Here is a 23,698-nt window from a genome sequence, read left to right on the forward strand (position 1 = left end):
ACGAAAAGGAGGTTTTGTTTTTTCTTAAAAAATTAGCAATTCAGCAATTAATCATGCATCGCTTTCGCAAGTTCAGCCGCAACGAGGGGACGGGAAAACTGTGGCGGTGGTAATTCTCCACGACGGAGCATTTCCCGAACCTTCGTCCCAGAGAGGTGGATCCGATCTTCGGGGCCACTGGGACTGGTTTTCGAGGTCGCCATCTGTTCTGTTTTCTTACAGAAGAAGGCGTGTTCAAATTTCATCGGGGTAATGCCCAGGGCTTGGGGATCAAACTCATCAAAGATCTTTTGAGCATCGTAGGTGCCGTAGTAATCGCCAACACCGGCATGGTCACGACCAACGATGAAATGGGTACAACCGTAGTTTTTCCGGATTAGGGCGTGGAAAATGGCTTCACGGGGGCCAGCATAACGCATCGCTGAAGGATTAATTGCCAAAATCACACGCTCTTGGGGGAAATAGTTTTCCAGCATGATTTCGTAGCAACGCATCCGCACATCAGCCGGGATATCATCGCTCTTGGTTGCGCCAACGAGGGGATGGAGGAATAGACCATCGACGGTTTCGAGGGCACATTTGATGATGTATTCGTGGGCACGGTGGATCGGGTTCCGGGTTTGGAAGCCCACTACGGTTTTCCAGCCGCGCTCTTGGAAAGCGGCCCGGGAGGCGGCGGGATCAATTTGATATTTGGGGAAAAGGGGGTGATCATCCCGTTCGAGTAACCAGACGGGGCCAGCGAGATTTACAGCACCCTGTTCGTAGACCACTTTGACACCGGGGTGTTTTTCTTCGTCGGTGCGGTAGACGTTGATCGCTTCGTGGGCTTTATTGTAGTGGTATTTTTCGGTCAGTTCGAGGACACCAATAAAGCGACCGTTGGGATCATCAAGGCGTACCCAATTGCCTTCTTTAAGGGGATCAGCAATTTCTTCGGAAACGGAGAGGGTGACAGGCACAGACCAGGGCAGGCCATTGCTGAGGTGCATTTCTTCAACTACGAGTTCGTAGTCTTTTTGCTCCATAAAACCCTTGAGGGGACTGAAGCCACCGATGGCAATCATTTCGAGGTCGGATTGGGCGCGGGCATCGAGGGTGATACGGGGCAGGCGATCGCCTTGGGCGAGGAATTCTTGCTTCTCGGCGTCGGAGGCGATGCGGTTAATTAATTGGCCACCGTGGGGCGCAATTAGACCGGATGGGGTACTCATAAAATTTAGGATATAAAAGCATGGCTATCTGCAAGCTCTCATGGTATCAGTTTCTGTTCTTTCCATTGTGGGAATGGGGCGAGTTATGTTTCGTAGTGGAGGATCTCCAGGTGGGAAAATTGCCGTTCCTGGGCGATCGCCTTCAGTTTGCGGTCGGCCTGTTCAAATTCCCGCAGGTAATAGGCAAAATCCGGGTGCTGGGGATCGAGGCCTTGCCATTTCTCTTGACAATAACGGCGATGCTGGGTCCAGTTGACGTGTTCGAGGGTGGCGATCGCCGCATGGATATTCAAAGTTGCCCGACGCACATCGATTTCGGTGGTTTCGGTGAGGTAGAGCAAAGAACCAAGGCTATGCATCCGTTCGGGGTGGTGGGTCAAAATATCGAGCATCCGGCCCAACAATTGATTATGGACATGGTTTTGTTTGATTTCCAGGGGCGTTTCAAGGATTTGTTGCCAGAGCCAACGGTGGTGGGACAGGCTAAACATCACTTCCTTTTCGGCGAGGCGCGCTTCGATGGGGTGACGCTGGGCCGGACTGTGGAGATAGATCCTTAGCAGCAATTCTTCGGCCTGGGCGAGGGCAATGGTTTGGGACGAAAGGGCGATCGCCTCTGGTTGCACCTCCGGGATCGCCGTCGGATTCCGGGCTTGGGCTTTGCGGAAACGGTTTACCTGGGTTAGGAGGGTCGCTTCCAATTGTTTTTTGTAGTGGGAATCTTCGTGATTAATGAGTTCACTGGCTTTAGCAATGTAGTGGCTCCGAAAACTCGGATGATCAATTTTGGCGATCAGGCGAATCATTTGTTTAATCACCCCTTGGAATTGGTCGGCTTGGGTGACATCTTGGCCCAGCAAAATTTGCTCCAGTTGCCAATCGAGCCAGAGGGGCGCCGTTGTAAGGGCCGTTTGATACTGCGCCGGGCCTTGGTCTGTTTGCAAAAACTCGTCCGCATCCTTGCCCCCAGGGAGATTGAGGATCCGCACCTGGGCCTGGCCACTGTAAATTAGGGGTTCGATTTCTGTGAGGGTACGTTGGGTGGCTTTGATCCCCGCTTTGTCCGCGTCAAAGTTAAAAATAATTTGCTTGGAATCGGTGTAGCGCAGCAGTTGTTTAATCTGCCCCTGGGTAAAGGCAGTGCCGAGGGAAGCCACCACATTGTCAAAACCCGCTGCGTGGAGGGCGATCGCATCGAAATAGCCTTCTACGACCACGGCAGCATCCTGTTTGGCGATCGCCCCCTTTGCTTGGTCGAGGGCGAATAAAGTCCGGCTCTTATCAAATAAGGGCGTTTCTGGGGAGTTGAGATATTTCGGTTCTTCGTTCGTGAGGGTGCGGCTGCCAAAGGCGATCGCCCGACCCTGGACATCGTAGATCGGGATCATCAGGCGATCGCGGAACTGATCATAATGGCCGTTCCCAGACTGGCGTGGTTTAATTAAGCCTGCTTTTTCGACCAAATCGATGGGATAGCGCTTTTGTTCCACAAGGTAGTGGTAGAGGGTATCCCAGCCCCCCGGCGCATAGCCCAGGCCGAAGTTTTGAATCGTTGCTTCCGTTAATCGCCGTTGCTCGCGGACATAAGCTAAGGCCGTTTGCCCTTCCGGTTGCCGCAGGGAATATTGATAAAAATCATTGGCGATCGCCACAATTTCGTAGAGCTGCTCCTTGAGGGACAGTTCCCGCTGGATCTCTTGGTGCTGTTCTGGTTCGAGGGTTTTGACCGGGACTTGATACCGTTGGGCCAAGTCCAGCACCACCTGGGCAAAGGGAGACTTATTGATTTCCATCAAAAACTTGATCGCATTGCCCCCTGCCCCACAGCCAAAACAGTGATAGAATTGCTTCGTCGGACTCACCGTAAAACTGGGGGTCTTCTCATCATGGAATGGACAAAGCCCCAGTAAATCCTTGCCCCGCTTTTTAAGCACCACATAATCAGATACCACCTCCGCAATATCAACCTTGGCGCGAATTTCTTCGATGGTGTCAGGATGAATCGAGGGGTAGGCCATGGATTACGTCGCAAAAATCTAAACAGAATGCATCCTTAAAGATAAAAGAAAATCTCCGGGGACGCCGCTACAACCAATAAATTGATCTGTCCTTGGCTTTCTCCCCACAAAAAAAGCCCACAAACTGTGAGCTTAGAGAATGTGCAGTTGATAAACGAATGTGTAACAGAGAGTTCATGACAAAAACAAGAATCCAGTCCGAATACTCAAGCTTGCTTTTCCGAATCTATTTCAGAAAATCTTGGAGCTGCCAAAGAACTAGCCTTGATCAAACTCCCCTGTTCAGCACTCTGGAAAATAGCGAATGTTCGTGAGGATTATTGCTTTTGGATATGGATGGACAGACGTAGTTTGGAACAGCGTTTTCACCTCTTTTTTCTATTGTTTAGATTAAGCTGTTTAATCTGCCAGGAGAAGCGCTTTGCTTCTTGTCTCTAACGATATCACCCAATTTGGGAGATCTGGGGGAACGTGATTTTTCTTTGGGCCACTAAAAGTAGGCACTTACAAAAGATTAAAAAACATAAAAATTCAGCCATAGATCCAGGGCCAGGAGGGTCAACCCCAAAAGCAGACTGAGATAAAAATAGGCCCGCCAGCGGACAACATTAATCAACAAAATTAGGGTGATGCCATTGAAGAAAGTCCCAGTCAGGAGAAAGCCAAGGGCAACACCAGGGCTATTATTCCCTAAGATCAGATCGGCGATCGCCGCCATTTGTGTCGGTTGAACGGCGTACAAGATCCCCGCGCCAAACAGACCCGTCATACCGTGGCTGAGTAATGTTTCTAGGGGGAAAAGGACTTGGCCATAAGCCATCACACCACAGGCGATCAGGAGCCAGACCGACCATTCCAGCAGTTCTTGCATAAGGTTTTGGCTCGCCATAAGGGATCGAAATCGGCGAGAAGTGGGCAGAATCGTGAGTTTAGTCGGTGGCGCCAGGGTTTCTGGTTGAGTATTGGGAATGCGGTGGGAACTGGGGCGGGCGATCGCCGGATACAAAAAAGTGTCTAGATCTCCCTGTTGGTAACTGCGCTGTTGACGCGCTCCCGCAAAAATACTGGCAATTAAAAGCAAAATCCCTAGGCTCAGGCTGCCATAGAACAACAGGAGCCCCCCCCGTCCAGGTAGCTGCTGCCAGAATTTAGCGAGCACAAAGGGACTCAGGGAAACAGTCCCCAACCAAAAGGCGATCGCCCCCGCCGAGGAGCCGGATTGCCATAGGAGCCGTCGCAGGAGGGGCAGCCCACCCACTTGACCCACAGGTAGGATAAAGCCGAGGCCAAGACCAGCCAGTAATTGTAACCAGGCGCTTTGGGGAAGAACTTTTTCCCACCAGGGACGGGGCGTAAAAATTAAAGCCACCGTCGAGAGACATACCCCCACAAAAAGCCAGGGCCAAAGGATCAGCCATTGGGCGATCATCAGGGTAAACCACTGTTGCAAAGCGACCATTACCACACCTAAATTCCAGAAAAATTGCTCCATTTACCCTAACCGATCCCTGGTCTTTTGCTCGATTTTGAGCGGCGATCGCCCCGGTCAGACACCCCCCTGGGGATCTTCTTGCAACCCTTGGAAAAAGGAGCTTAATGGGTTATTAGTATAGAATTGAAAAACTTTGTTTATCATCATTTTTTAACTGAGAGGAATCAAACCATGGATTGGCGAGTTGTTGTTGTTTTAGCTCCCGTAATCATCGCTGGCTCTTGGGCAATCTTTAACATTGCTGCGGCTGCCCTGAACCAACTCCGCAATATGCAAACGAAGAAATAAGTCTTTATCTCTACTGCTTTTCGCGTAAATTACCCTTTGTTTTTGACAGGAGCAGCCCCTAGGGGTTGCTTTTTCATCCCCAGCAAATCTATGACTGTGCAAATCCGTCGTCTCCACCCCAGCCGTCCCGTTAACGTCAGCATCTTGCAGTACCAAGTGGCGGTGCCCGATGCCAAACCCCAGCATATCCTGGAAGAAATTGTTTGGCATAAAGAAAAAGAAGTGGAGCAACTACGCGATAAGGTTTCTCTGCTAGAGCTACGCCAGCGGGTCACAACGGTGCCGCCCGCAAAAGATTTTCTGGGGGCCTTAGTCCACGGCAAGACCCAGCCAGCCCTCATCGCCGAAGTAAAAAAAGCCTCGCCTAGTAAGGGGGTAATTCGGGAAGATTTTGACCCTGTGGCGATCGCCAAAAGTTATGCCGCCGGGGGAGCCAGTTGCCTCTCAGTCCTCACCGATAACAAGTTTTTCCAGGGCAGCTTCGAAAACCTGAGCCTCGTGCGCGATGCGGTAGATCTCCCCTTGCTCTGCAAAGAATTTATTATTTATCCCTACCAAATCTTTAAGGCCCGCAGCCATGGTGCCGACGCGGTTCTCTTGATCGCCGCGATCCTCAGTGACCAAGACCTCGCCTATTTCGTCAAAATTATCCGCAGCTTAGGGATGACCGCCCTGGTGGAAGTCCATACCCTCGCGGAACTTGATCGCGTCCTCGCCATCGAGGGGGTGAGCCTCGTGGGGATCAATAATCGCAATTTAGAAGATTTTTCCGTCGATTTGGAAACAACCACCATGTTGCTGGAAAGTCGTCGCGCTGAACTCCAGGCTAAGGGTGTCCGCGTTGTCAGTGAATCGGGCTTACATACGCCCCTGGATCTCCAGTTTGTCAAAGAAGCCGGGGCCAAGGCAGTGTTAATCGGCGAATCCCTTGTAAAACAGCCGGATCCTGGGAAGGCGATCGCCGACTTACTTCAGTTTTAGTTATTCGGGTTAAACCTGGAGGAGCACTGCTGCCGTTTGGAAATGTTTTTCGATGGTGGTCTTGGGGATCGCCGTATTCAAATGCTGCCAGGGTAAGACCTGAGTTGTCGCCCAATCCTGATGCACATAGAAATCTAGGGGGGGAATTTTGCCTTTCAGTTCCTTAAAGGCCCGCTTGTAGCTGCCGAGGGTATCACCGTAATCCCTGGTTAATTCTAAAAGGCTAGAGAGACGGCGATCGCCTCTGGAAAGCAACCCCTGAATCACAGACCAGTTATAGCTTTCGGGCCGGAACTCTATCCCCTGGGAGCGGAGATGCTTTTGGAGGAATTGCAGCCGTTTTTTGGCCGCTGGGTTTACTCCAAACCACTGGAAAGGCGTATGGGCCTTGGGGACAAAAGTGCTGCAACCGAGGGTTAAACGCAAGCCTGGGGCCGCTTTTTTCACAGCCTGCATCATCGCAATGGTTGCTTCCACATCGGCCATCTCTTCCCCTGGAATGCCCACCATGCCATAGAATTTAATCCCCTTGAGGCCACCGGCTTTTGCGTTCACTGCTGCGGTAATAATTTCGTCGTTGGTGAGCTTTTTATTGACAATCTCCCGGAGCCGTTCCGAACCACTTTCTACGGCGATTGTGATTGAACGGGTATCCCGTGCCGCAAGAGTCCGGGCCAGTTTTTCTGTGACGGTATTCGTCCGTACCGAGGCAATACTCAAACGCACATCGGCATACTGGGGTTGAGAAAGGTAGTCTAATAGTTGTTCAAATTCCGGGTGTTGGGTCACGGAAGCACCGAGCAAACCAAGGCGATCCGTAACCTTAAGGCCCCGCTCAATGGCCGGGATCAAGGACTGCTCTAAATTGGCCGTCCGGAAGGGCAAGGTGACATAGCTAGCGAGGCAAAAGCGGCACATCTCTGGGCAACTACGCACCACTTCTACCATGTAGATATTTTCCCAGGCGGCTTTTTCCGTCACCACCGTCGAGGCCGAGAGGGTATTCCCCCGGTAAGTTTGCTTTTCAACACTTTCGGGAATATCAGGATATTTGGGACGAATGGTTTCGATTTCCCCCGTTGGCTCCCGGTAGGTTACTTCGTACAGACTAGGCACATAGATCCCCGGCGTTTGGGCGAGGTGACGTAATTTGCTTTGGCGATCGCCTTGGCGCATTTTTTGATACTGATCGATAAATTCATCCAGGAGATTTTCCCCGTCTCCCAGGAGAATCACGTCAAAAAAGTCCGCAAAGGGTTCAGGGTTGGCACTCAATACCGACCCCCCCCCAAACACAAGGGGATGCTGTTCGTCACGCTCGGCTGCCCGCAGCGGAATTTTTAGTTTTTCTAACAAGCTCAAGAGATTTGTGTAATCCAGTTCCCAAGAAAAAGAAAAGCCGACAATTTCTGGCTGAGACGGCAGTTTTTCCTCTAAATCTGTGAATAAACGACGCACATCCACATCGGGCCGTTGGCTAAATTTTGCCCATACCAATTGATAGCCCAAGCTCGTAATCCCCACGGTGTAGGTATTCGGAAAGGCAAAAATCAAGGGGATCGCGTTGGCCGTCGGTGTTACAGGATCAAAGAGGAGGCGTTCTTGGTCAAACAAAGTCGTCAGGGTCAGAAAAAGTTTTGTACCCTTGCCATTGTAAGGGAGTCCCCTCAGCGATTGGCGATCGCCGCAAAGAGGACAGAAAATGGCGGATCTTCTCCTAACGTTTCCTAGCGCAGATACCCTAAATTGACTAAAAATTTCTGTAAAAAAATTATTTGTTTCCCAAGCTTATCTAGTGTTAGTATATGCAGGCTTCCTGTTTTTCACCATAAATATGGTGCTATCTCTGAACAGGATTTTTTTGTCACTTCACCCCATTAATCCCATCTGCCCTATGGATCTCCGTCAAGATACTGCCCTCTCCAGAAGCACCCCCAGCGCTACGGCTACCTACTCTGCTTCCAGGGCGGTAACACCGACGAAACCCCAGACCTATGTGATCAAACGGAGTGGCAAACGGGCTCCCCTCGATGTCACCAGAATTCGCAACGTGGTGCAGTGGGCCTGTCAAGATTTAGAAGCCAACACCATCGAACTGGAAGCCGGGCTAAAAACGCGCCTCAAAGATGGGGTTACCACCCGCGAAATTCAAGAAAATTTAATTCAATGTGCCCTGGAGATGTGCAGTCCCGAAGAACCGGACTGGCGTTATGTGGCGGGTCGGTTGCACATTTGGAGTCTGTGGAAAGATACCCTCGTGGCGCGTGGTTATCAGTATGGTCAATATCCCCAGCTCGTGGCGGATAAAGTAGCCGCAAAAGCCTACGATGAGCGGCTATTGCAATACAGTGCGGCGGAGCTAGAAATTGCCAATGGCTGGATCAATCCCGATTGGGATATGGACTATGACTATGCCGGAGCGGTGCTGCTCACCAAGCGTTATCTGCTGGATGATGAATTGCCCCAGGAAGCCTTTTTAACTTGCGCCCTTCTCCTTGCTCTCCCGGAAAAACCAGAAAATCGGCTCAAGTGGGCGAAAAAATTCTACGAGGCGATCGCCCAGCGGCAGATTTCCTTAGCAACGCCGATCCTCGCCAACCTGCGGATTCCCAATGGCTCCCTTTCTTCCTGCTTCATCATTGGCATGGAAGACAACCTCGAAAGTATTTTCCGCGAAATCACCAATGCGGCCCGGATCTCGAAAAATGGCGGCGGGGTCGGCTGTAATGTTAGTCGGATCCGCGCCACGGGTAGCCGCGTGATGGGCAAGGCCAATGCTTCCGGGGGCGTTATCCCTTGGATTAAACTGCTCAACGATACGGCGATCGCCGTTAATCAGGGGGGCCGCCGCGCCGGGGCGATTACCGTTTCCCTCGATGTGTGGCATTTAGATGTGCCAGAATTTCTCGAAATGCAGACCGAAAACGGCGATCAGCGGCGCAAAGCCTACGATGTCTTTCCCCAACTGGTAGTCACCGATGAGTTCATGCGGCGGGTACAACACAAAGAAGCTTGGACTTTGGTGGATCCCTACGAAGTTAAAGAAAATCTCGGCATTGATCTCGCGGCCCTCTGGGGCGAAAAATTCGACGCGGCCTACCGTCAAATCGAAGCAAGCCTCGACCAAGACATTAAGCTCTACAAAAAAGTCGATGCCCGGCACCTGTTTAAGGAAATTATGCGATCGCAGATCGAAACCGGGATGCCCTACATCGCCTTTAAAGACACCATCAACCGCGCCAACCCGAACCAACACGAGGGCTACATTCCTGGGGTCAATTTGTGCGTCGAATCTTTTTCCAATGTGGTGCCGGGTCAGCTCGCCCATACCTGTAATCTGGACTCTTTAAATTTGGCGAATATTGAAGCTGATGAACTGGCCGATGCCTGCGAAGTGGCGGTGCGCATCCTTGATAACACCATCGAAATTACCAACACTCCCTTTGAAGACAGCAGTATCCATAACCAGCGTTACCGCACCATTGGCGTAGGGGCGATGGGTTTGGCAGATTGGCTCGCGAAAAATAAGCTTTCCTATAAAAATATTGAGGCCATTGATCGTCTCTTTGAAGACATTGGCTACTACTGCACCCGCACCTCTGTAAACCTCGCCCAAGAACGGGGCGCTTACCCTGGGTTTCCGGGTAGTGAGTGGAGTAAGGGACATCTGATTGGCGCGAAACCGATTACTTGGTATCGGGAAAATGCCCACGCAGTAGACCGCTGGGAACGCCTCAGTGAAGACGTACAAAAGTACGGGATCCGCAATAGCCACATCACAGCGATCGCCCCCAATACTTCTTCTTCCCTCGTCCAGGGTTGCAGCGCCAGTATTTTGCCGACCTACAGCAAATTTTTCTATGACAAATGGGCAAAAGGCACCGTTCCCATTGCGCCACCGTTTATCGGTAAATCTTTCTGGTTCTACCAAGAAAACAAAAGCATGGATCAGCGTCTTGTGGTCAAAGCCGTTGCGACGATGCAAAAGTGGATCGATACGGGCATCTCAATGGAATTGATTTTCAATCTCAACCAAGGCATTTATTTCCCGAACGAACCAGAACGGGCCTTAAAAGCAAAGGATATTTTTGAAATCTTGATGCTGGCTTGGGCTGAAGGTTGCAAGGCAATTTACTATATCCGCACCGTACAAAAAGATGATTTTAAAGAGGGATCAGAAGGGTGTGTTGCCTGCGCGAATTAAAAAACTTGTATCGACAACGATGGGCTGATCAGGCACTTTTGCTGACCATTGCGGTTCATTAAGCGCCTAACGGGAAAGGGATCAGGGGTTTCGGGGAATTTGTTAGGATTAGAGATTACATATTTCTTGTTCCGCAGTTGTTCAAAACCCTATGGCAGACACCAAAAAACCGATCAAAATCATTAGTGATAATCGCAAAGCCCGTTTCCAGTATGAAATCCTCGAAACCTTAGAGGCCGGGATTCAGCTCCAGGGAACGGAGGTTAAATCGGTGCGGGCGGGCAAGGTGAACCTAGGGGACGGTTATGTGTTAATTCGCAATAACGAGGCCTGGCTGCTCAATGTGCATATTTCGCCATATACTGCCAGTGGCCAGTACTTTAACCATGAACCCAAGCGCGATCGCAAATTGCTGTTGCACCGTAAAGAAATTCGCCGCTTGATCGGTCAACTAGAACAAAAGGGATTGACGCTGATTCCTTTAAAAATGTATCTCAAGGGCAGCTTAGTAAAAGTCAGTCTGGGGCTTGGCCGTGGGAAAAAGCTCCACGATAAACGCGAAACGATTAAACGTCGCCAGGATAGCCGGGAAATGGCGCGGGCCTTGAAACGTTATTAAGCCAAATTGAACCATGGAAAGTTTTCCCAAAGAAAACTCTATGTCGCATCAAATGGGACAGTGAATTGTCGGGCGATCGCCCTGGGAAATACCAATATTTTTCGGTCATCCTTGTGCATAATTAGTGGGGTTAAACCCAGTGATAAGAAATCCCAAACAATAAAGGCGATCGCCAAAACTCAACAAAAGCATTCGTCAAAAGGGTGAATGTATCTTAAGATTGTCAGATAAGAGAATTAATTTTCTTGACAAAATCACGAATAAAATAAGCAAGTAAGATAGGAGGACATCTATGGCTCTCGTCCCAATGCGTTTGCTCTTAGATCACGCTGCAGAAAATAGTTATGGCATTCCTGCGTTTAACGTCAACAACATGGAACAGATTCTGTCCATCATGCAGGCTGCTGATGAGACCGATAGCCCCGTAATTCTCCAAGCGTCCCGTGGTGCCCGTAGTTATGCCGGGGAAAACTTCCTCCGTCACCTCGTGCTTGCCGCCGTGGAAACCTACCCCCATATCCCCGTTGCGATGCACCAGGATCACGGCAACAGCCCTGCCACCTGTTATTCTGCGATCCGTAACGGTTTCACCTCTGTGATGATGGACGGTTCCCTCGAAGCCGATGCCAAAACCCCCGCGAGCTTTGACTACAACGTCAGTGTGACTGCTGAAGTTGTGAAAGTGGCCCACTCCGTTGGTGCTTCCGTCGAAGGGGAACTCGGCTGCCTTGGCTCCCTCGAAACAGGGATGGGTGAAGCAGAAGACGGCCACGGTTTTGAAGGCGCTCTCAGCAAAGAACAACTTCTAACCGATCCCGACGAAGCTGTCGAATTCGTTGAGCGTACCCAAGTAGATGCCCTTGCTGTAGCGATCGGGACCAGCCACGGTGCTTACAAATTTACCCGGAAGCCCACTGGTGAAATCCTCGCCATTAGCCGGATCGCTGAAATCCACGCGAAACTCCCCAACACCCACTTGGTAATGCACGGTTCTTCCTCTGTACCCCAAGAGTGGCTCGACATGATTAACGAGTACGGTGGTGCCATTCCTGAAACCTATGGTGTACCCGTAGAAGAAATTCAAAAGGGTATTAAGAGCGGTGTGCGTAAAGTCAACATCGACACTGACAACCGTCTGGCGATCACTGCGGCAATTCGTGAAGCAGCGATGAAGGATCCGAAGAACTTCGATCCCCGTCACTTCCTCAAGCCCTCGATCAAGTACATGAAGCAGGTTTGTAGCGATCGCTATCAGCAATTCTGGTGTGCTGGTAACGCTAGCAAGATCAAGCAAATCCCCTTAGATGAGTTTGCGAAGAAATATGCCAGCGGTGAACTCGCAGCAAAAACTGCAGTTAACGCCTAAGTTGAAACTCCCGCCAGTCTTAGGGTTTATTCCCTAAGCTAGCTGGAATTTGAGTCCTGTTCCAGTAGGGATAGGGCTCTTTTTTTTGCTTAACTCCACAGTTACTCAATAACCCTCCCCTAGCCCCTTAAAAAATTGACTTTGATGAGGGGAGGTGCTGAAGGCGGAGGGTATTATCTTCGGAGAAAGAGTAACCTTGGGGGAAGAAATAATTTAGTTGAGGGTGCGCACATCGGTGACTTGACCCGTCACAGCGGCAGCAACAACCATCGCCGGACTCATGAGTAGGGTGCGCCCCGTCGCAGAACCCTGTCGTCCTTTAAAGTTGCGGTTCGAAGAAGAGGCGCTGATCTGGTTGCCTTCGAGCTTATCGGGGTTCATGGCGAGACACATGGAGCAGCCGGGTTCCCGCCATTCAAAGCCTGCTTCGGTAAAAATGTGGTCAAGTCCCTCGGCCTCAGCCTGTTGTTTCACTTGCTCAGAACCGGGCACGACAAAGGCTTTTACTCCCGGAGCAACGTGATGGCCTTTGGCATATTTAGCGGCTTCCTGGAGATCACTCAAGCGACCATTGGTGCAACTACCAATAAAGCAGACATCAATTTTGGTGCCTTGGATCGCTTGACCTGGTTGAAGCTGCATATACTTGTAAGCTTCAGCGGCGATCGCCTGTTCATCTTCGGCCATCATTTCTGGGGTCGGCACCGATTCATCAACGCCAATGCCCTGACCCGGCGTAATCCCCCAGGTGACGGTGGGGGCAATGTCTGCCGCGTCAAAGGTGACCACATCGTCATATTCGGCGTCGGCTTCACTGCGGAGACTATCCCACCAGGCGATCGCCTTTTCCCAGGCTTCTCCCTTGGGCGCAAAGGGACGGTCTTTCAAATAGTCATAGGTTACTGAATCGGGGTTGACATAGCCGCAGCGGGCGCCCCCTTCGATGGACATATTACAAACCGTCATCCGCTCTTCCATGGACATTTTTTCAAAGGTCGTCCCGGCATATTCATAGGCGTAGCCGACGCCCCCTTTAACGCCCAGTTTGCGGATAATATGTAGGATTACATCTTTTGCATAAACTCCGGGCTGGAGATCGCCATTTACTTCGATTTTACGAACTTTCAATTTTGCCAGAGCTAGGGTTTGGGAGGCGAGTACATCTCGCACTTGGGAAGTCCCAATGCCAAAGGCGATCGCCCCAAAAGCGCCGTGGGTAGAAGTGTGAGAATCGCCACAAGCAACGGTCATGCCCGGTTGAGTTAATCCCTGTTCTGGGGCAATCACATGGACAATCCCCTGGCCTCCGGAGCCGACATTATAAAAACGAATTTTGTTAGTAGCCGTATTTTTCTCCAGTTCTTGCATCATCGCTTCGGCGAGGGGATCCGCAAAGGGTCGCGCTTGATTTTCCGTCGGGACAATGTGATCCACCGTAGCGACCGTGCGTTCTGGATACATGACCTGGAGATTGCGGTCTCTGAGCATGGCAAAGGCCTGGGGACTGGTCACTTCATGGATCAGGTGCAGTCCGATAAATAGTTGCGTTTGGCCAGAGGGTAAAACTTTAACGGTGTGTAAGTCCCAAACCTTATCAAAAAGAGTGCCTTTGCTCATAGAACTGAATTGCTCAAGTACGCCAATAATATTCTGTGCAGAGCTTCAATCATACAACTTTTTTTTCCTCGCTTTGGACAGGGGTTTGGGAGAGGGGCAAGGTGATTGTAAAGGTACTACCTTCCTGGAGACGGGAGGTGAGACTAATCTGGCCTTGGTGGGCTTCGAGGATCAGTTTTGAAAGGTGTAGCCCCAGACCGCTGCCCCCGTTGTAATGCTTGCCTTGACGGAATCGCTCAAAGATTTCTAATTGATCTTCCGGGCTAATGCCGCTCCCCGTGTCGATTACTTGAATTTGCACTTGCTCTTGATCAACTGGGGTCAATTTAACAGTGACGTGGCCTTGATCGGTAAATTTAATGGCGTTGCTCACCAGGTTCACTAAGACGCGATGCACGGCCAGGCGATCGCCTTCGAGCCACACGGGGACTTCGGGGAGTTCCCCCTGGAGTTGCAGTTGTTTTTCCTGGGCGAGGGGACGTAATTCCTCAAGCACATTGGTAATCACGGTCTTGAGATCCACCCGACTAAAATAGAATGTTTTCCGCTCGGATTCGTAGCGATAAACCTCCAAAATATTGTTCACCATCTCCAACAGATTGGCATTACTGCGGGACATGGTGCGTAAAACCTCTTGCATTGCTTCCGACAGTTCCCCCAAAGCCCCCTGCAAAAGGAGATTGAGCATCCGATCCGCCGCAATCAAGGGAGTACGCATATCGTGGGTCAACCGAGAGGCAAAGTCTTCCCGCTGCCGGACAATCATATTTTTCTCATCAACGGTATGTTTAAACCGCAGCAGCGATCGCACCCGGGCAATCAGTTCATCAATCTCCACGGGTTTGCGGATAAAATCATCAGCACCGATATCCAAACCTAGGGCAACACTCGGTTGGGCATGGGCAGTGATCAACAGGATAGGAATGTAAGGGATGTCGGGGTCGTTACGAATGTGCCGTGTAATCTCGAAGCCATCCATGTGGGGCATCATCACATCGAGCAAGATCAGATGAAAAGGCTGCTGTGCCACAAGCTCCAGGGCTTTTTGGCCGTTATTAACCGTCACCAGGTCTAAATCTTCATCTTCTAAAATGCTCTGGATCAACAATAAATTATCCGGCGAATCATCCACGACCAGAACGCGATCACGGTTGCTCAGCGAAAACATGGCACATCACCCCAGGTTAATTTCGACTCAACTGCTGGTTGAACAGCGGAATCCCCTATTTTAAACGTTGAACCCGATGGCGGTTACGGCATTGCTTCTTTAGCTTCATTATACCCAGGTCATTGCAGGGAAATGGGGCAATTAATAAGTTTAAATACTCAATTTCTTTGATAGGGCGATCGCCCCTTTTGGCTCAAGCCCACCAATTATTTAGAAATGATTTTATCTAGTTGATATTGGCGCTCCTCAGTAGTTTAAATTATCTCAGTCTGCATTATCCCTTCAAAAAAGAGTCCCCTAGAAAAGCCGTAATCTTAGGCCGATCAATCCTTGATTCTTCCGAGAAAACAAAGGAAATTTGGTAGGATAGAAAGGCTGCTTCTATCTCAGGTTAAGGGTCTACCTCTAGAAAACGGCGATGGGATCAAATTTCTCCCCTAGGCAATTGCTAACAGCCAGTACGGAGAAGTCCTCTTTTTGTTGCTTCATTTTTAGCTCTTCTCGCACGTGCCCCCCATAGACAACATCAGAGCAGATTGTGTAACAAAAACAGAAGGAACGTTGGATTAGGAATAGAGACTTTATGGTTAATGAATCGTCAAATCAAGGGGGGCAACCACCGAGGGGAATCGGCAGTTTTGCGTGGTTAATTGAGGCCTATGGTCAGGCGATCGCCCTGTTAGAAAATCAAGCGGCCCAGATCGAAACTTTAGAACGTGAAAAAGATCATCTCGCCAACCAATATCGAGAGGCACTCCAGCAATACCATCAGCTCAAAGAGCAATACGATCACCAATACAGTCAACAGTACCAAGAATATTTTTCGTTGCCCCTTCCCTGCTACCGTTGGCAAGCCATTGAGGGAGAGCTTTATTTATCGGACTTTAATCCGGCGGCGGCACGGTTCAATAGCCAAGCACTCCAGCAGCCTTCTTTGAATCTTGGGCAACGACCCCAGAAAATTTTTGCTGCGTTACCCACCCTCTACCACCACCTAGAAAATTGCCTCAAACGGGAGGTCTCGAACAGTCAGCGATTGCAATTTATTCGCTTAAATTTGTACCTCCGGGTGGAGTATGTGTTTATTGCTCCGGATCAAATCTTAATGTGTATTCTCGACGAGAGCGAACAACTCCTCACGGAACAACAACTCCGCCAACAGGTGCGCCAACAGTCGGCGATCGCCAAATTAGGGAGCATCAGCCTCAACACATCAGATCTAGCGAAATTATTTCGTCAAGCGGTAATTTTTGTGGCCCGCACCCTGGATGTTCCCTATAGCTGCCTCTATCTGAAACAAAAAAAGACCTCTATTTGCACCCTAGAGGCAGGTTATGGTTGGCCTGTCGATCTCATCGGTGCAGTCACAGTAAGTACGACTCCAGATAGCCACGTTGGCTATACCCTGACCCAACAACAGGCGATCAGCATCGAGGATTTGCGCGTTGAAAGTCGCTTTCGGGGCGAAACGTTACTGCACAATTATCAAGTAGTCAGTGGAATTAGTATGCCCATTGGCCCAGTGGATAACCCCTGGGGAGTACTGGCGGTTTATAGTACCGAAGAACGTCATTTCAGTGGGGATGAGACTTATTTTCTCCAGGCGATCGCCCATGTTCTGTCTAGTAGTATCGAACGCGATCGCCAGGCAGCGGACATGAACCTTTTACACCGCTCGATCAATGTGATCCGCCAGGGAGTGGTAATCACCGATGCCCGGGAAGAGAATAATCCAATTATTTATGTCAACCAAGGTTTTGAAAAAATTACTGGCTACACCGCAGATGAAATCCTCGGTCGTAACTGCAATTTTCTCCAGGGCCGCGATCGCCGACAGCCTCCCCTCACAGAATTGCGGGCTGCGATCCTCAAGGGCCAAGAATGTAACGTCACCCTCCGCAACTACCGCAAAAATGGTGAACCCTTTTGGAATGCCCTCCACATTTTTCCGGTACGAGATCCCGCTGGTTATCTGACCCACTTTATTGGGATTCAAACGGATATTAGCCACGAAAAGGCCGCCGCCGCTAACCTCCAAAAAACAGAAGCGCAATTTCACCAAACCTTCCAACTCGCCCCCATTGGCATGGCGATCACTACCTTGGGGGGCCACTATGAACGGGTCAACCAAGCCTGGTGTCGGATCACTGGCTACGATCAAGAAACCCTCTTGGAAAAAACCTATCTAGAGTTAACCCATCCCGATGATCAAGCCGAAGATGAACGCCTCAATGAGCTCCTGCAGCAAGGCGATCGCCAGGAATTTCAGCGGGAAAAACGCTACATCGCTCAAGATGGCCAAAAAATTCACATCCTAGAACAAGTCGCCCTCGTGCGCGATGCCGAAGGCAAACCCCTCCATGTAATTCGGCAAATGGTAGACATTGGCGATCGCAAACAAATAGAACAGCGCCTCGTCCAAGAGGCTTTCTACGATCATCTCACCGGCCTCCCCAATCGCTCCCTCCTAGAAGAGCGCCTCGAGCAAGTCATTAAACAACAACAACGCTATCCCCAACACCACAACGCTCTCTTATTCCTTGACTTAGATTATTTCAAAGCGATTAATGACCGCCTCGGCCACCTCGTTGGTGACCAGCTCCTACAAGACTTTGCCAAACGCATTTGTCATTGTCTCCGGGATGTGGATACCCTGGCCCGTTTGGGGGGAGACGAATTTGTCGTGCTCCTTACAGAAATAACCGAGCCCCAGACCGCCTTTGAAGTTAGTCAGCGGATCCATAAAGCCCTACAAACCCCCTTTGAACTCGCAGGCCAGTCCCTATTTGTAAAGGTGAGCATTGGTGTCTTACCTAAACTTGATCGCTATCTGACGGCGACGGGCATTTTACGCGACGCAGACCTAGCGATGTACCATGCCAAAGCCAAGGGACGCGCACGTTCAGAAGTCTTTGAATTACCTTGAATTTAGCCCACTTCAGCTAGCCTGAGAGACCATAACTAAAAAAATCTCCCCCCAACTGGGGGCAGGGGGGCTGTGTCAATAAGCTCTGAGGCGCAGTGTAAATCCCACGCATAAAATAAAGAGACTTTTCCCCAATTAATTAGAGAAAAAGTCCCCTTGAAAAAGAGCTGGGAAAAAGCGCGCGGGTTAACTGTCGCAGCAACTACAGAGAAGCCTTCGCTGGATTAGCCGACACATCTTCCTGAAGAGCGGCATATAAACGATTTAAGGCGCTGATGTACGCCCGAGCCGACGCCACCACAATATCTGTATTTGCAGCATGGCCAGAATAAATCCGTCCCTCGTGCCGCAAACGAATTGTGACTTCACCAATGGCATCAATGCCCGCCGTTACCGACTGCACGGAATATTCAATTAATTCATTGGGCACCTGAACGACCCGGTTGATCGCCTTATAGATGGCATCTACAGGCCCGGTACCAATGGCCGCATCGGTTAATTCTTTCCCTCCGGGAGTACGAATCGTAATGGTGGCTGTGGGTTGAGCATGGTCACCACAGGAAACCTGTACCAGTTCCAGACGGAACAATTCCGGCGGTTGCTGGGTTTCATCCTTAACGATCGCCTCGAGATCCCAGTCAGTAATTTCTTTTTTCTTATCGGCTAGATCTTTAAAGCGTAAAAAGGCTTTGTTGAGATCATTGTCAGACAAATCGAACCCTAATTCTGCTAAGCGGGTACGGAAAGCATTCCGACCAGAATGTTTACCCAAGATAATTTGATTATCGGTCAAACCGATGGACTGGGCATCCATGATCTCGTAGGTGAGCTTATTTTTCAGGACGCCATCCTGGTGAATGCCTGACTCGTGGGCAAAGGCATTCAGACCCACAATCGCTTTATTGGCCTGGACAGAAAGCCCCGTCAAGTTAGATACCAAGCGAGATGTTTTGTAGATCTCTTTGGTATTGATGTTGGTCAAAGGTGCTTCTGAGTCAGCAGGCCGACCGAGGAAAGGATTGTAATACTGGCGACGCACATGGAGAGCCATCACCAATTCTTCGAGGGCGGCATTCCCAGCCCGTTCGCCGATGCCGTTAATGGTGCATTCCAACTGCCGAGCGCCATTTTTTACGGCTTCGAGGAAATTGGCCACCGCTAGGCCCAAATCGTTGTGGCCATGGACAGAGATAATTGCGCGGTCAATATTGGGGACGTTTTCTTTGATGCCTTTGATCAGAGCGCCAAATTCAGCAGGAGTTGTGTAGCCGACGGTGTCAGGAATATTAACGGTGGTTGCCCCGGCATCAATGACGGCTTCGAGGATTTGGTAGAGGAATTCAGGATCCGAGCGGCCTGCGTCTTCGGGGGAAAATTCCACATCGTTAGTAAAGGTTTTGGCGTAGGCAACCATCTCCGGGGCGATCGCCAACACATCCTTGCGGCTTTTGCGGAGTTTGTATTCGAGGTGAATATCGGAGGTGGCGATAAAGGTGTGGATTCGATTTTTAAAAGCTGGCTTCAGGGCATTGCCTGCCGCTTCAATGTCGCCTTTGGTGGCCCGGGCTAGACCACAGATCGTTGGCCCATTTTCTGTGCCGACTTCGGCGGCGATACGTTGCACAGCATCAAAATCACCCCGACTCGCCCTGGGGAAACCCGCTTCAATGACATCTACACCAAGTCGCGCCAGGGCACGGGCGATCGCCAGCTTTTCGTCTCCATTTAGGGTTGCCCCCGGAGATTGTTCACCATCCCGTAATGTTGTGTCGAAAATAATAATGCGATCGTCTTGGTTGTTCATCATTTCCCGCTCCCTTAGCGTGAAAATAGTCTAAATAAAAACTCTATGTTGATTGGAATAAAAGTACTGGCTATGCTCCACTTTAAAAGAGTCCATAGCTATCTCCCTAGGATAAACCAATTCCTTAGGAATTAGATATTCTGCCGTAAAAAAGGATGGGTGGCGTTTATCCAAGCACGACCCATGGTCAGAGGTAACGGCTTACTGCTCCTGTAGGTAGCTAAAAAAAGTCGGAATATCAGGCGAGAGTTATGGTTGCCAGTCATCCAGAGTATTTGCGATTGAGGGCACCTACGTTATTGGAACACAACACTAAATCTTTGGCCTTAATTCAGTCAAAAATAGTGGCGTCATTCAAGGCATTTTTAAAGCATTTATGGCTACTGTGATTGCTTAAGGTTCTGTTTTTTCAATTTCGGCCCGCAGATTATTTAGATCAATGTAACAATCCGTGGCATTTCTCAGTTCCCGGGCGATCATCCCTTCTGTCGAAACAACGGTAATGTGGGTATTTTTTGAGCGCAAAAGTTCGATCGCCCGTTCAAAATCACCATCGCCACTAAACAAAATAACTTGATCATATTGATCGACTGTATTAAACATATCGACCACAATTTCAATGTCTAAATTTGCTTTCTGGGAGTAGCGACCGGAGACATCGTCATAGTATTCTTTGAGTATTTTTGTGCGTACTGTATAACCCAGACTGATCAAGGCATCCCGGAAACCCCGCTGATCTTGGGAATCCTTTAGGCCTGTGTACCAAAAGGCATTGATCAGGCGCACGGTGGGATCGCAGGTAAAGTAATCTAAAACACGACGGGGGTCAAAAAACCAATTATTTTTTTGTTGTGCATAAAACATATTATTCCCATCTACAAAAATAGACAGGCGACGCTGATAAAAGTTCATAGCAAAATTGGCCCTAAAATAATAGGGTGATTTTTTTAAATATAGGGTTTTAGTTTGGGTTTAAATAAAGGGAAGGAAGTTGTTCCCTCGCAATAAAAATAAAAGAGAAATATAGTGTAGGTTAGCAGATGGACTAGGCCAGGCATTCCTACGGAATAAAGCATAAAAATAAGTCTATCGGCCTATTGTAAAGGCTAAGGGATCTTTTCGGCAATGCTAAAAAATAGAGGCGATCGCCTGTAGAGTAAACAAGATTGAGGCCCGCAAAAGACCATGAATTTTCTCCGGAAAAAGCAATTACAGCAACGTCTACGCCAGGATCCTTACTACCGCCTTCGTTCCCTCGAAGAAGTCGCCCTCGCTGCGGCCATGGGGATCAAGATCGATGTCAACCAAGCCACCGTCGATGATTGGCTCCGTCTACCAGGCATTTCTATTCATCAGGGGCGATCGCTCGTGCAGCTCACCAGCCAGGGGGTGCAATTCTATAGCCTCGACGATGTGGCAGCGGCCCTAGGGGTTCCCTGTCAACGTCTCCAGCCCTTGGCCGCGATCCTCAGTTTTGCTTACTATGCCCCAGAGCTAGCCCCAGTACAAATTGACCTAAACCGCGCTGACCTTGGGGCGCTAGTCGATTTTGGCGTCGAGACTCCCCTAGCCCAACGGATCATTACAGAGCGGCAACGGGGCCAGTATCGTGATTTTGCAGATTTACAAAGTCGGTTGCAGCTTTCTGGGGCACAGATCATGCAGTGGTTGCACTTATTTCGCTTTTCGTGAATGTAGTCATCCCATTGATCGCGAAACTTGTTAACGTGGGAAGGAATATTTCAACTAACTTTTCGCCGAATCCATGACCCACCAGCGCGATCCCGAAGCCCAGGCTGTTGCCCAGGAATTAAAGCAGCAAATCATGATTTTGGGTTTGTTTCTTGCGAGTTTTTGGGGCCTAGAAATTAGTGATCAGTTTGTTTTTCAAAATCTTTGGCGGGGTGGCCTAGATGTATTCGGCATTCTGCCCCGACAACTGCTGGGACTCAGGGGAATCTTCTTTGCGCCCTTTCTCCATGGTGGTTTTCAGCACCTCGTCACCAACTCAATCCCCTTTGCGCTGTTGGGTTGGCTCGTGATGCTAGACCGCATCCGTGATTTTTTTACGGTCACCTTAATCACAATGCTTGTCGGTGGCCTGGGGGTATGGCTGATTGGTGCCCAAAATTCTGTGCATATTGGGGCCAGTATTTTAATTTTTGGGTATTTGGGATTTCTATTGTTTCGGGGCTACTTTCGGCGAGATATCCCATCCATTGCCGTTTCACTCTTGGTATTTTTTCTCTATGGTGGGGTGCTTTGGAGTGTTCTACCGACGACCCCAGGGGTGTCTTGGGAGGGGCATTTATTCGGACTCATCGGCGGGGCGATCGCCGCAAAATATCTCAACCCCCGTTCCCTTCGCCGCTAATGGATTGCACCAGTTTGTGCTTGCTCTAGTACCGTTATTCCGGGTTATTTTCTCCAAGCACCTGTTCCGTAACGGTTGCTGATTCTGTCATGTCTAAGGGCGCGTTGGTGTTTTGCCACAGGGCAAAGGCAGAGACGGCCATCAAAACCACCGAGGCGATCGCCAAACTGCCCGCCGCCAAGTGGTGCTCCCAAGACCACGCTTGCCAAAATTTCCGGGGGAGGGGAGCCATTTGTACGCCCGGTTGCTCTTCTGGGGCGATCGCCAATGTCCCGCCATCGTTGAGATAAATCAGGCGCAATTGCATCAACCGCAGCAGAGCTTGATCAATATCCTCGCCACTGGCCTTTTCCGTAAGAAATTCCGCGGTCCAGACTTGAAAATACTGTAAATTCAGCTCCTCTGGCTTCGTTTGGTTTTGGTGAAAATGGAGCCAACGGTAGAGGAGGGTTTCGCAGGTAGTAAGGCGTTCTTTGATCATAGGTTTGGACTGATGCACAAATCGAAATTTATTCGGTAACATTCGCTACAAATATTCTAGAAAAAAAAGCTCCCTTTGGGGAACCTAATTCACGTTTATTGACGTTTTGTGCCGCGAAATGTAATGAATCCTAGACAATACCGCCCTTTAGCCGCCAATTTGCGACATGGTGCGGCCATATTGACCCGTGGTGGTTCCCATATCGCGCATTTTGAAATTAATCTCCGGTTTTTGGTCGAGGAGTGCTTTGACCTCCGCCCGAATTTCCCTAGGGGGAACCCCAGTCCGGAGTAATGTTTTGAGATCCATTTGTGCTGCTTCATTCAATAGACAAGGCCGGAGCCAACCATCTGCTGAGAGGCGCATCCGGTTACAGCGATCGCAAAAACATTCAGACATCTGGGAAATAAACCCAAGCGTCCCCTTTGCCCCGGGAATCTTAAAAATATCTGCGGGGCCATTGCCCTGAACGAATGCCGTTTCTAAGCCCCATTTTGCCCGGATCCGTTGGCGTAATTCTTCCGAAGGAATCCAGGCTCGTTCATTAAATAATTTGTCGTTGCCAATGGGCATAAACTCAATAAAGCGCACGTGCCAATGGCGATCGCCTGTCAACGCGGCTAAATCTAATACCTCTCGATCATTGACCCCGGGGATCACCACGACATTGAGCTTGAGGGGGTCAAAACCAACCCGATGGGCCACTTGGATGCCCTCCCAAGTTTGCTGCCAGCGACTCTTGCCCCGATTGCCAATAATTTGATCAAAGGTCTCAGGATTCAAAGAGTCTAGGCTGATATTGAGACGATTCAGACCCGCATCATACAAATCCTGAGCCAGATCCGCTAATAAATAAGCATTTGTGGTCATCGATAAATCTTCTACCCCCGGCAAGTGGGCGATCGCCCGGACGAGGGGGACTAACTGGGGGCGTAGGAGAGGCTCTCCCCCCGTGAGGCGAAATTTACGAAATCCCAAGGGAATAAACACCTGTTCGAGGAGCGTGAGAATTTCCCTATTGCTCAACTGCTCTGAGGTCAGCAAATATTGGAGGCTCGCTTCATCTGGGACGCAGTAATGGCAACGAAAATTACATCGATCAATCAAGCTAATGCGGAGATAATCTACCGGATTCATGCTTACTGC

At 49.9% G+C, this 23,698-nt stretch carries 18 protein-coding genes; 8 read left to right on the top strand and 10 right to left on the bottom strand.

The annotated features are described in order from the left end of the window. Positions 1–47 precede the first annotated feature (47 nt). The 3 genes from sat to FEK30_RS10925 form a co-directional block, all read right to left on the bottom strand. Complete coding sequence (sat, locus tag FEK30_RS10915; RefSeq protein ID WP_062433772.1) at positions 48–1,214, bottom strand: sulfate adenylyltransferase; 1,167 nt, start codon at positions 1,212–1,214, stop codon at positions 48–50. Between the two features lie 83 nt (positions 1,215–1,297). Then, entirely contained in the window at positions 1,298–3,232 is a 1,935-nt protein-coding gene (gene dnaG, locus FEK30_RS10920) for a DNA primase (RefSeq protein ID WP_138073198.1), read from the bottom strand. Positions 3,233–3,746: 514 nt separating this feature from the next. After that, positions 3,747–4,724, bottom strand: coding sequence for a permease (locus FEK30_RS10925; protein ID WP_138073199.1), 978 nt, complete (start codon positions 4,722–4,724; stop codon positions 3,747–3,749). Positions 4,725–4,895: 171 nt separating this feature from the next. Between FEK30_RS10925 and FEK30_RS10930 the strand changes: the two genes are divergently transcribed. Both FEK30_RS10930 and trpC read left to right on the top strand, forming a co-directional pair. Further along, positions 4,896–5,012, top strand: coding sequence for a photosystem II protein Y (locus FEK30_RS10930; RefSeq protein ID WP_012306966.1), 117 nt, complete (start codon positions 4,896–4,898; stop codon positions 5,010–5,012). 96 nt (positions 5,013–5,108) lie between these two features. Further along, the gene (trpC, locus tag FEK30_RS10935) at positions 5,109–5,993 is read left to right on the top strand and encodes an indole-3-glycerol phosphate synthase TrpC (protein ID WP_138073792.1); all 885 of its coding nucleotides are present in this window, start codon (positions 5,109–5,111) and stop codon (positions 5,991–5,993) included. Between the two features lie 9 nt (positions 5,994–6,002). On the opposite strand, the gene FEK30_RS10940 is transcribed toward trpC, so the two are convergent. Next, the gene (locus FEK30_RS10940) at positions 6,003–7,607 is read right to left on the bottom strand and encodes a B12-binding domain-containing radical SAM protein (RefSeq protein WP_138073200.1); all 1,605 of its coding nucleotides are present in this window, start codon (positions 7,605–7,607) and stop codon (positions 6,003–6,005) included. Between the two features lie 280 nt (positions 7,608–7,887). Between FEK30_RS10940 and FEK30_RS10945 the strand changes: the two genes are divergently transcribed. The 3 genes from FEK30_RS10945 (at position 7,888) to fba (ending at position 12,182) form a co-directional block, all read left to right on the top strand. Next, positions 7,888–10,197 (top strand): ribonucleoside-diphosphate reductase subunit alpha, encoded by a 2,310-nt coding sequence (locus FEK30_RS10945; RefSeq protein ID WP_255447859.1) that lies wholly within the window; start codon positions 7,888–7,890, stop codon positions 10,195–10,197. Positions 10,198–10,348: 151 nt separating this feature from the next. After that, entirely contained in the window at positions 10,349–10,816 is a 468-nt protein-coding gene (gene smpB / locus FEK30_RS10950) for an SsrA-binding protein SmpB (protein WP_012306970.1), read from the top strand. A gap of 292 nt (positions 10,817–11,108) precedes the next feature. Continuing rightward, positions 11,109–12,182: a class II fructose-bisphosphate aldolase gene (fba, locus tag FEK30_RS10955; RefSeq protein WP_030006557.1), complete on the top strand. Its 1,074-nt coding sequence runs from the start codon at positions 11,109–11,111 to the stop codon at positions 12,180–12,182. A 213-nt stretch (positions 12,183–12,395) separates the two neighbouring features. Here fba and leuC read toward each other — a convergent pair whose 3' ends face one another. Both leuC and FEK30_RS10965 read right to left on the bottom strand, forming a co-directional pair. Further along, positions 12,396–13,799: a 3-isopropylmalate dehydratase large subunit gene (gene leuC, locus FEK30_RS10960; protein WP_138073201.1), complete on the bottom strand. Its 1,404-nt coding sequence runs from the start codon at positions 13,797–13,799 to the stop codon at positions 12,396–12,398. Positions 13,800–13,848: 49 nt separating this feature from the next. Continuing rightward, the gene (locus tag FEK30_RS10965) at positions 13,849–14,967 is read right to left on the bottom strand and encodes a sensor histidine kinase (protein WP_138073202.1); all 1,119 of its coding nucleotides are present in this window, start codon (positions 14,965–14,967) and stop codon (positions 13,849–13,851) included. Between the two features lie 583 nt (positions 14,968–15,550). On the opposite strand from FEK30_RS10965, the gene FEK30_RS10970 reads away from it, so the two are divergent. Continuing rightward, a complete protein-coding gene (locus FEK30_RS10970) occupies positions 15,551–17,893 on the top strand; it encodes a sensor domain-containing diguanylate cyclase (RefSeq protein ID WP_138073203.1) in 2,343 nt (780 codons plus the stop codon). A gap of 202 nt (positions 17,894–18,095) precedes the next feature. Here FEK30_RS10970 and FEK30_RS10975 read toward each other — a convergent pair whose 3' ends face one another. Together FEK30_RS10975 and labA are read right to left on the bottom strand one after the other, a co-directional pair. Further along, a complete protein-coding gene (locus FEK30_RS10975) occupies positions 18,096–19,697 on the bottom strand; it encodes a 2-isopropylmalate synthase (protein WP_062433790.1) in 1,602 nt (533 codons plus the stop codon). Positions 19,698–20,090: 393 nt separating this feature from the next. Continuing rightward, complete coding sequence (gene labA / locus FEK30_RS10980; RefSeq protein WP_012306976.1) at positions 20,091–20,609, bottom strand: low amplitude/bright protein LabA; 519 nt, start codon at positions 20,607–20,609, stop codon at positions 20,091–20,093. 273 nt (positions 20,610–20,882) lie between these two features. On the opposite strand from labA, the gene FEK30_RS10985 reads away from it, so the two are divergent. Then, a complete protein-coding gene (locus tag FEK30_RS10985) occupies positions 20,883–21,389 on the top strand; it encodes a ComEA family DNA-binding protein (protein WP_138073204.1) in 507 nt (168 codons plus the stop codon). Between the two features lie 73 nt (positions 21,390–21,462). After that, complete coding sequence (locus FEK30_RS10990) at positions 21,463–22,071, top strand: rhomboid family intramembrane serine protease (RefSeq protein ID WP_012306978.1); 609 nt, start codon at positions 21,463–21,465, stop codon at positions 22,069–22,071. Positions 22,072–22,105: 34 nt separating this feature from the next. On the opposite strand, the gene FEK30_RS10995 is transcribed toward FEK30_RS10990, so the two are convergent. Further along, on the bottom strand, positions 22,106–22,552 hold the full coding sequence (locus tag FEK30_RS10995; RefSeq protein ID WP_138073205.1) for a hypothetical protein: 447 nt from the start codon (positions 22,550–22,552) through the stop codon (positions 22,106–22,108). A 147-nt stretch (positions 22,553–22,699) separates the two neighbouring features. Beyond that, a complete protein-coding gene (gene moaA / locus FEK30_RS11000; protein WP_138073206.1) occupies positions 22,700–23,689 on the bottom strand; it encodes a GTP 3',8-cyclase MoaA in 990 nt (329 codons plus the stop codon). Positions 23,690–23,698 lie beyond the last annotated feature (9 nt).

This window comes from Picosynechococcus sp. PCC 11901 (genome assembly GCF_005577135.1).
In the GTDB taxonomy this organism is placed as follows: Bacteria; Cyanobacteriota; Cyanobacteriia; order Cyanobacteriales; family MRBY01; genus MRBY01.

What these genes read in the sequence shown, in the direction of transcription:
- sat (WP_062433772.1), bottom strand. Translation starts at nt 1,214, where the DNA reads ATGAGTACCCCATCCGGTCTAATTGCGCCCCACGGTGGCCAATTAATT.
- dnaG (WP_138073198.1), bottom strand. Translation starts at nt 3,232, where the DNA reads ATGGCCTACCCCTCGATTCATCCTGACACCATCGAAGAAATTCGCGCC.
- FEK30_RS10925 (WP_138073199.1), bottom strand. Translation starts at nt 4,724, where the DNA reads ATGGAGCAATTTTTCTGGAATTTAGGTGTGGTAATGGTCGCTTTGCAA.
- FEK30_RS10930 (WP_012306966.1), top strand. Translation starts at nt 4,896, where the DNA reads ATGGATTGGCGAGTTGTTGTTGTTTTAGCTCCCGTAATCATCGCTGGC.
- FEK30_RS10945 (WP_255447859.1), top strand. Translation starts at nt 7,888, where the DNA reads ATGGATCTCCGTCAAGATACTGCCCTCTCCAGAAGCACCCCCAGCGCT.
- smpB (WP_012306970.1), top strand. Translation starts at nt 10,349, where the DNA reads ATGGCAGACACCAAAAAACCGATCAAAATCATTAGTGATAATCGCAAA.
- fba (WP_030006557.1), top strand. Translation starts at nt 11,109, where the DNA reads ATGGCTCTCGTCCCAATGCGTTTGCTCTTAGATCACGCTGCAGAAAAT.
- leuC (WP_138073201.1), bottom strand. Translation starts at nt 13,799, where the DNA reads ATGAGCAAAGGCACTCTTTTTGATAAGGTTTGGGACTTACACACCGTT.
- FEK30_RS10965 (WP_138073202.1), bottom strand. Translation starts at nt 14,967, where the DNA reads ATGTTTTCGCTGAGCAACCGTGATCGCGTTCTGGTCGTGGATGATTCG.
- FEK30_RS10970 (WP_138073203.1), top strand. Translation starts at nt 15,551, where the DNA reads ATGGTTAATGAATCGTCAAATCAAGGGGGGCAACCACCGAGGGGAATC.
- FEK30_RS10975 (WP_062433790.1), bottom strand. Translation starts at nt 19,697, where the DNA reads ATGAACAACCAAGACGATCGCATTATTATTTTCGACACAACATTACGG.
- labA (WP_012306976.1), bottom strand. Translation starts at nt 20,609, where the DNA reads ATGAACTTTTATCAGCGTCGCCTGTCTATTTTTGTAGATGGGAATAAT.
- FEK30_RS10985 (WP_138073204.1), top strand. Translation starts at nt 20,883, where the DNA reads ATGAATTTTCTCCGGAAAAAGCAATTACAGCAACGTCTACGCCAGGAT.
- FEK30_RS10990 (WP_012306978.1), top strand. Translation starts at nt 21,463, where the DNA reads ATGACCCACCAGCGCGATCCCGAAGCCCAGGCTGTTGCCCAGGAATTA.
- FEK30_RS10995 (WP_138073205.1), bottom strand. Translation starts at nt 22,552, where the DNA reads ATGATCAAAGAACGCCTTACTACCTGCGAAACCCTCCTCTACCGTTGG.
- moaA (WP_138073206.1), bottom strand. Translation starts at nt 23,689, where the DNA reads ATGAATCCGGTAGATTATCTCCGCATTAGCTTGATTGATCGATGTAAT.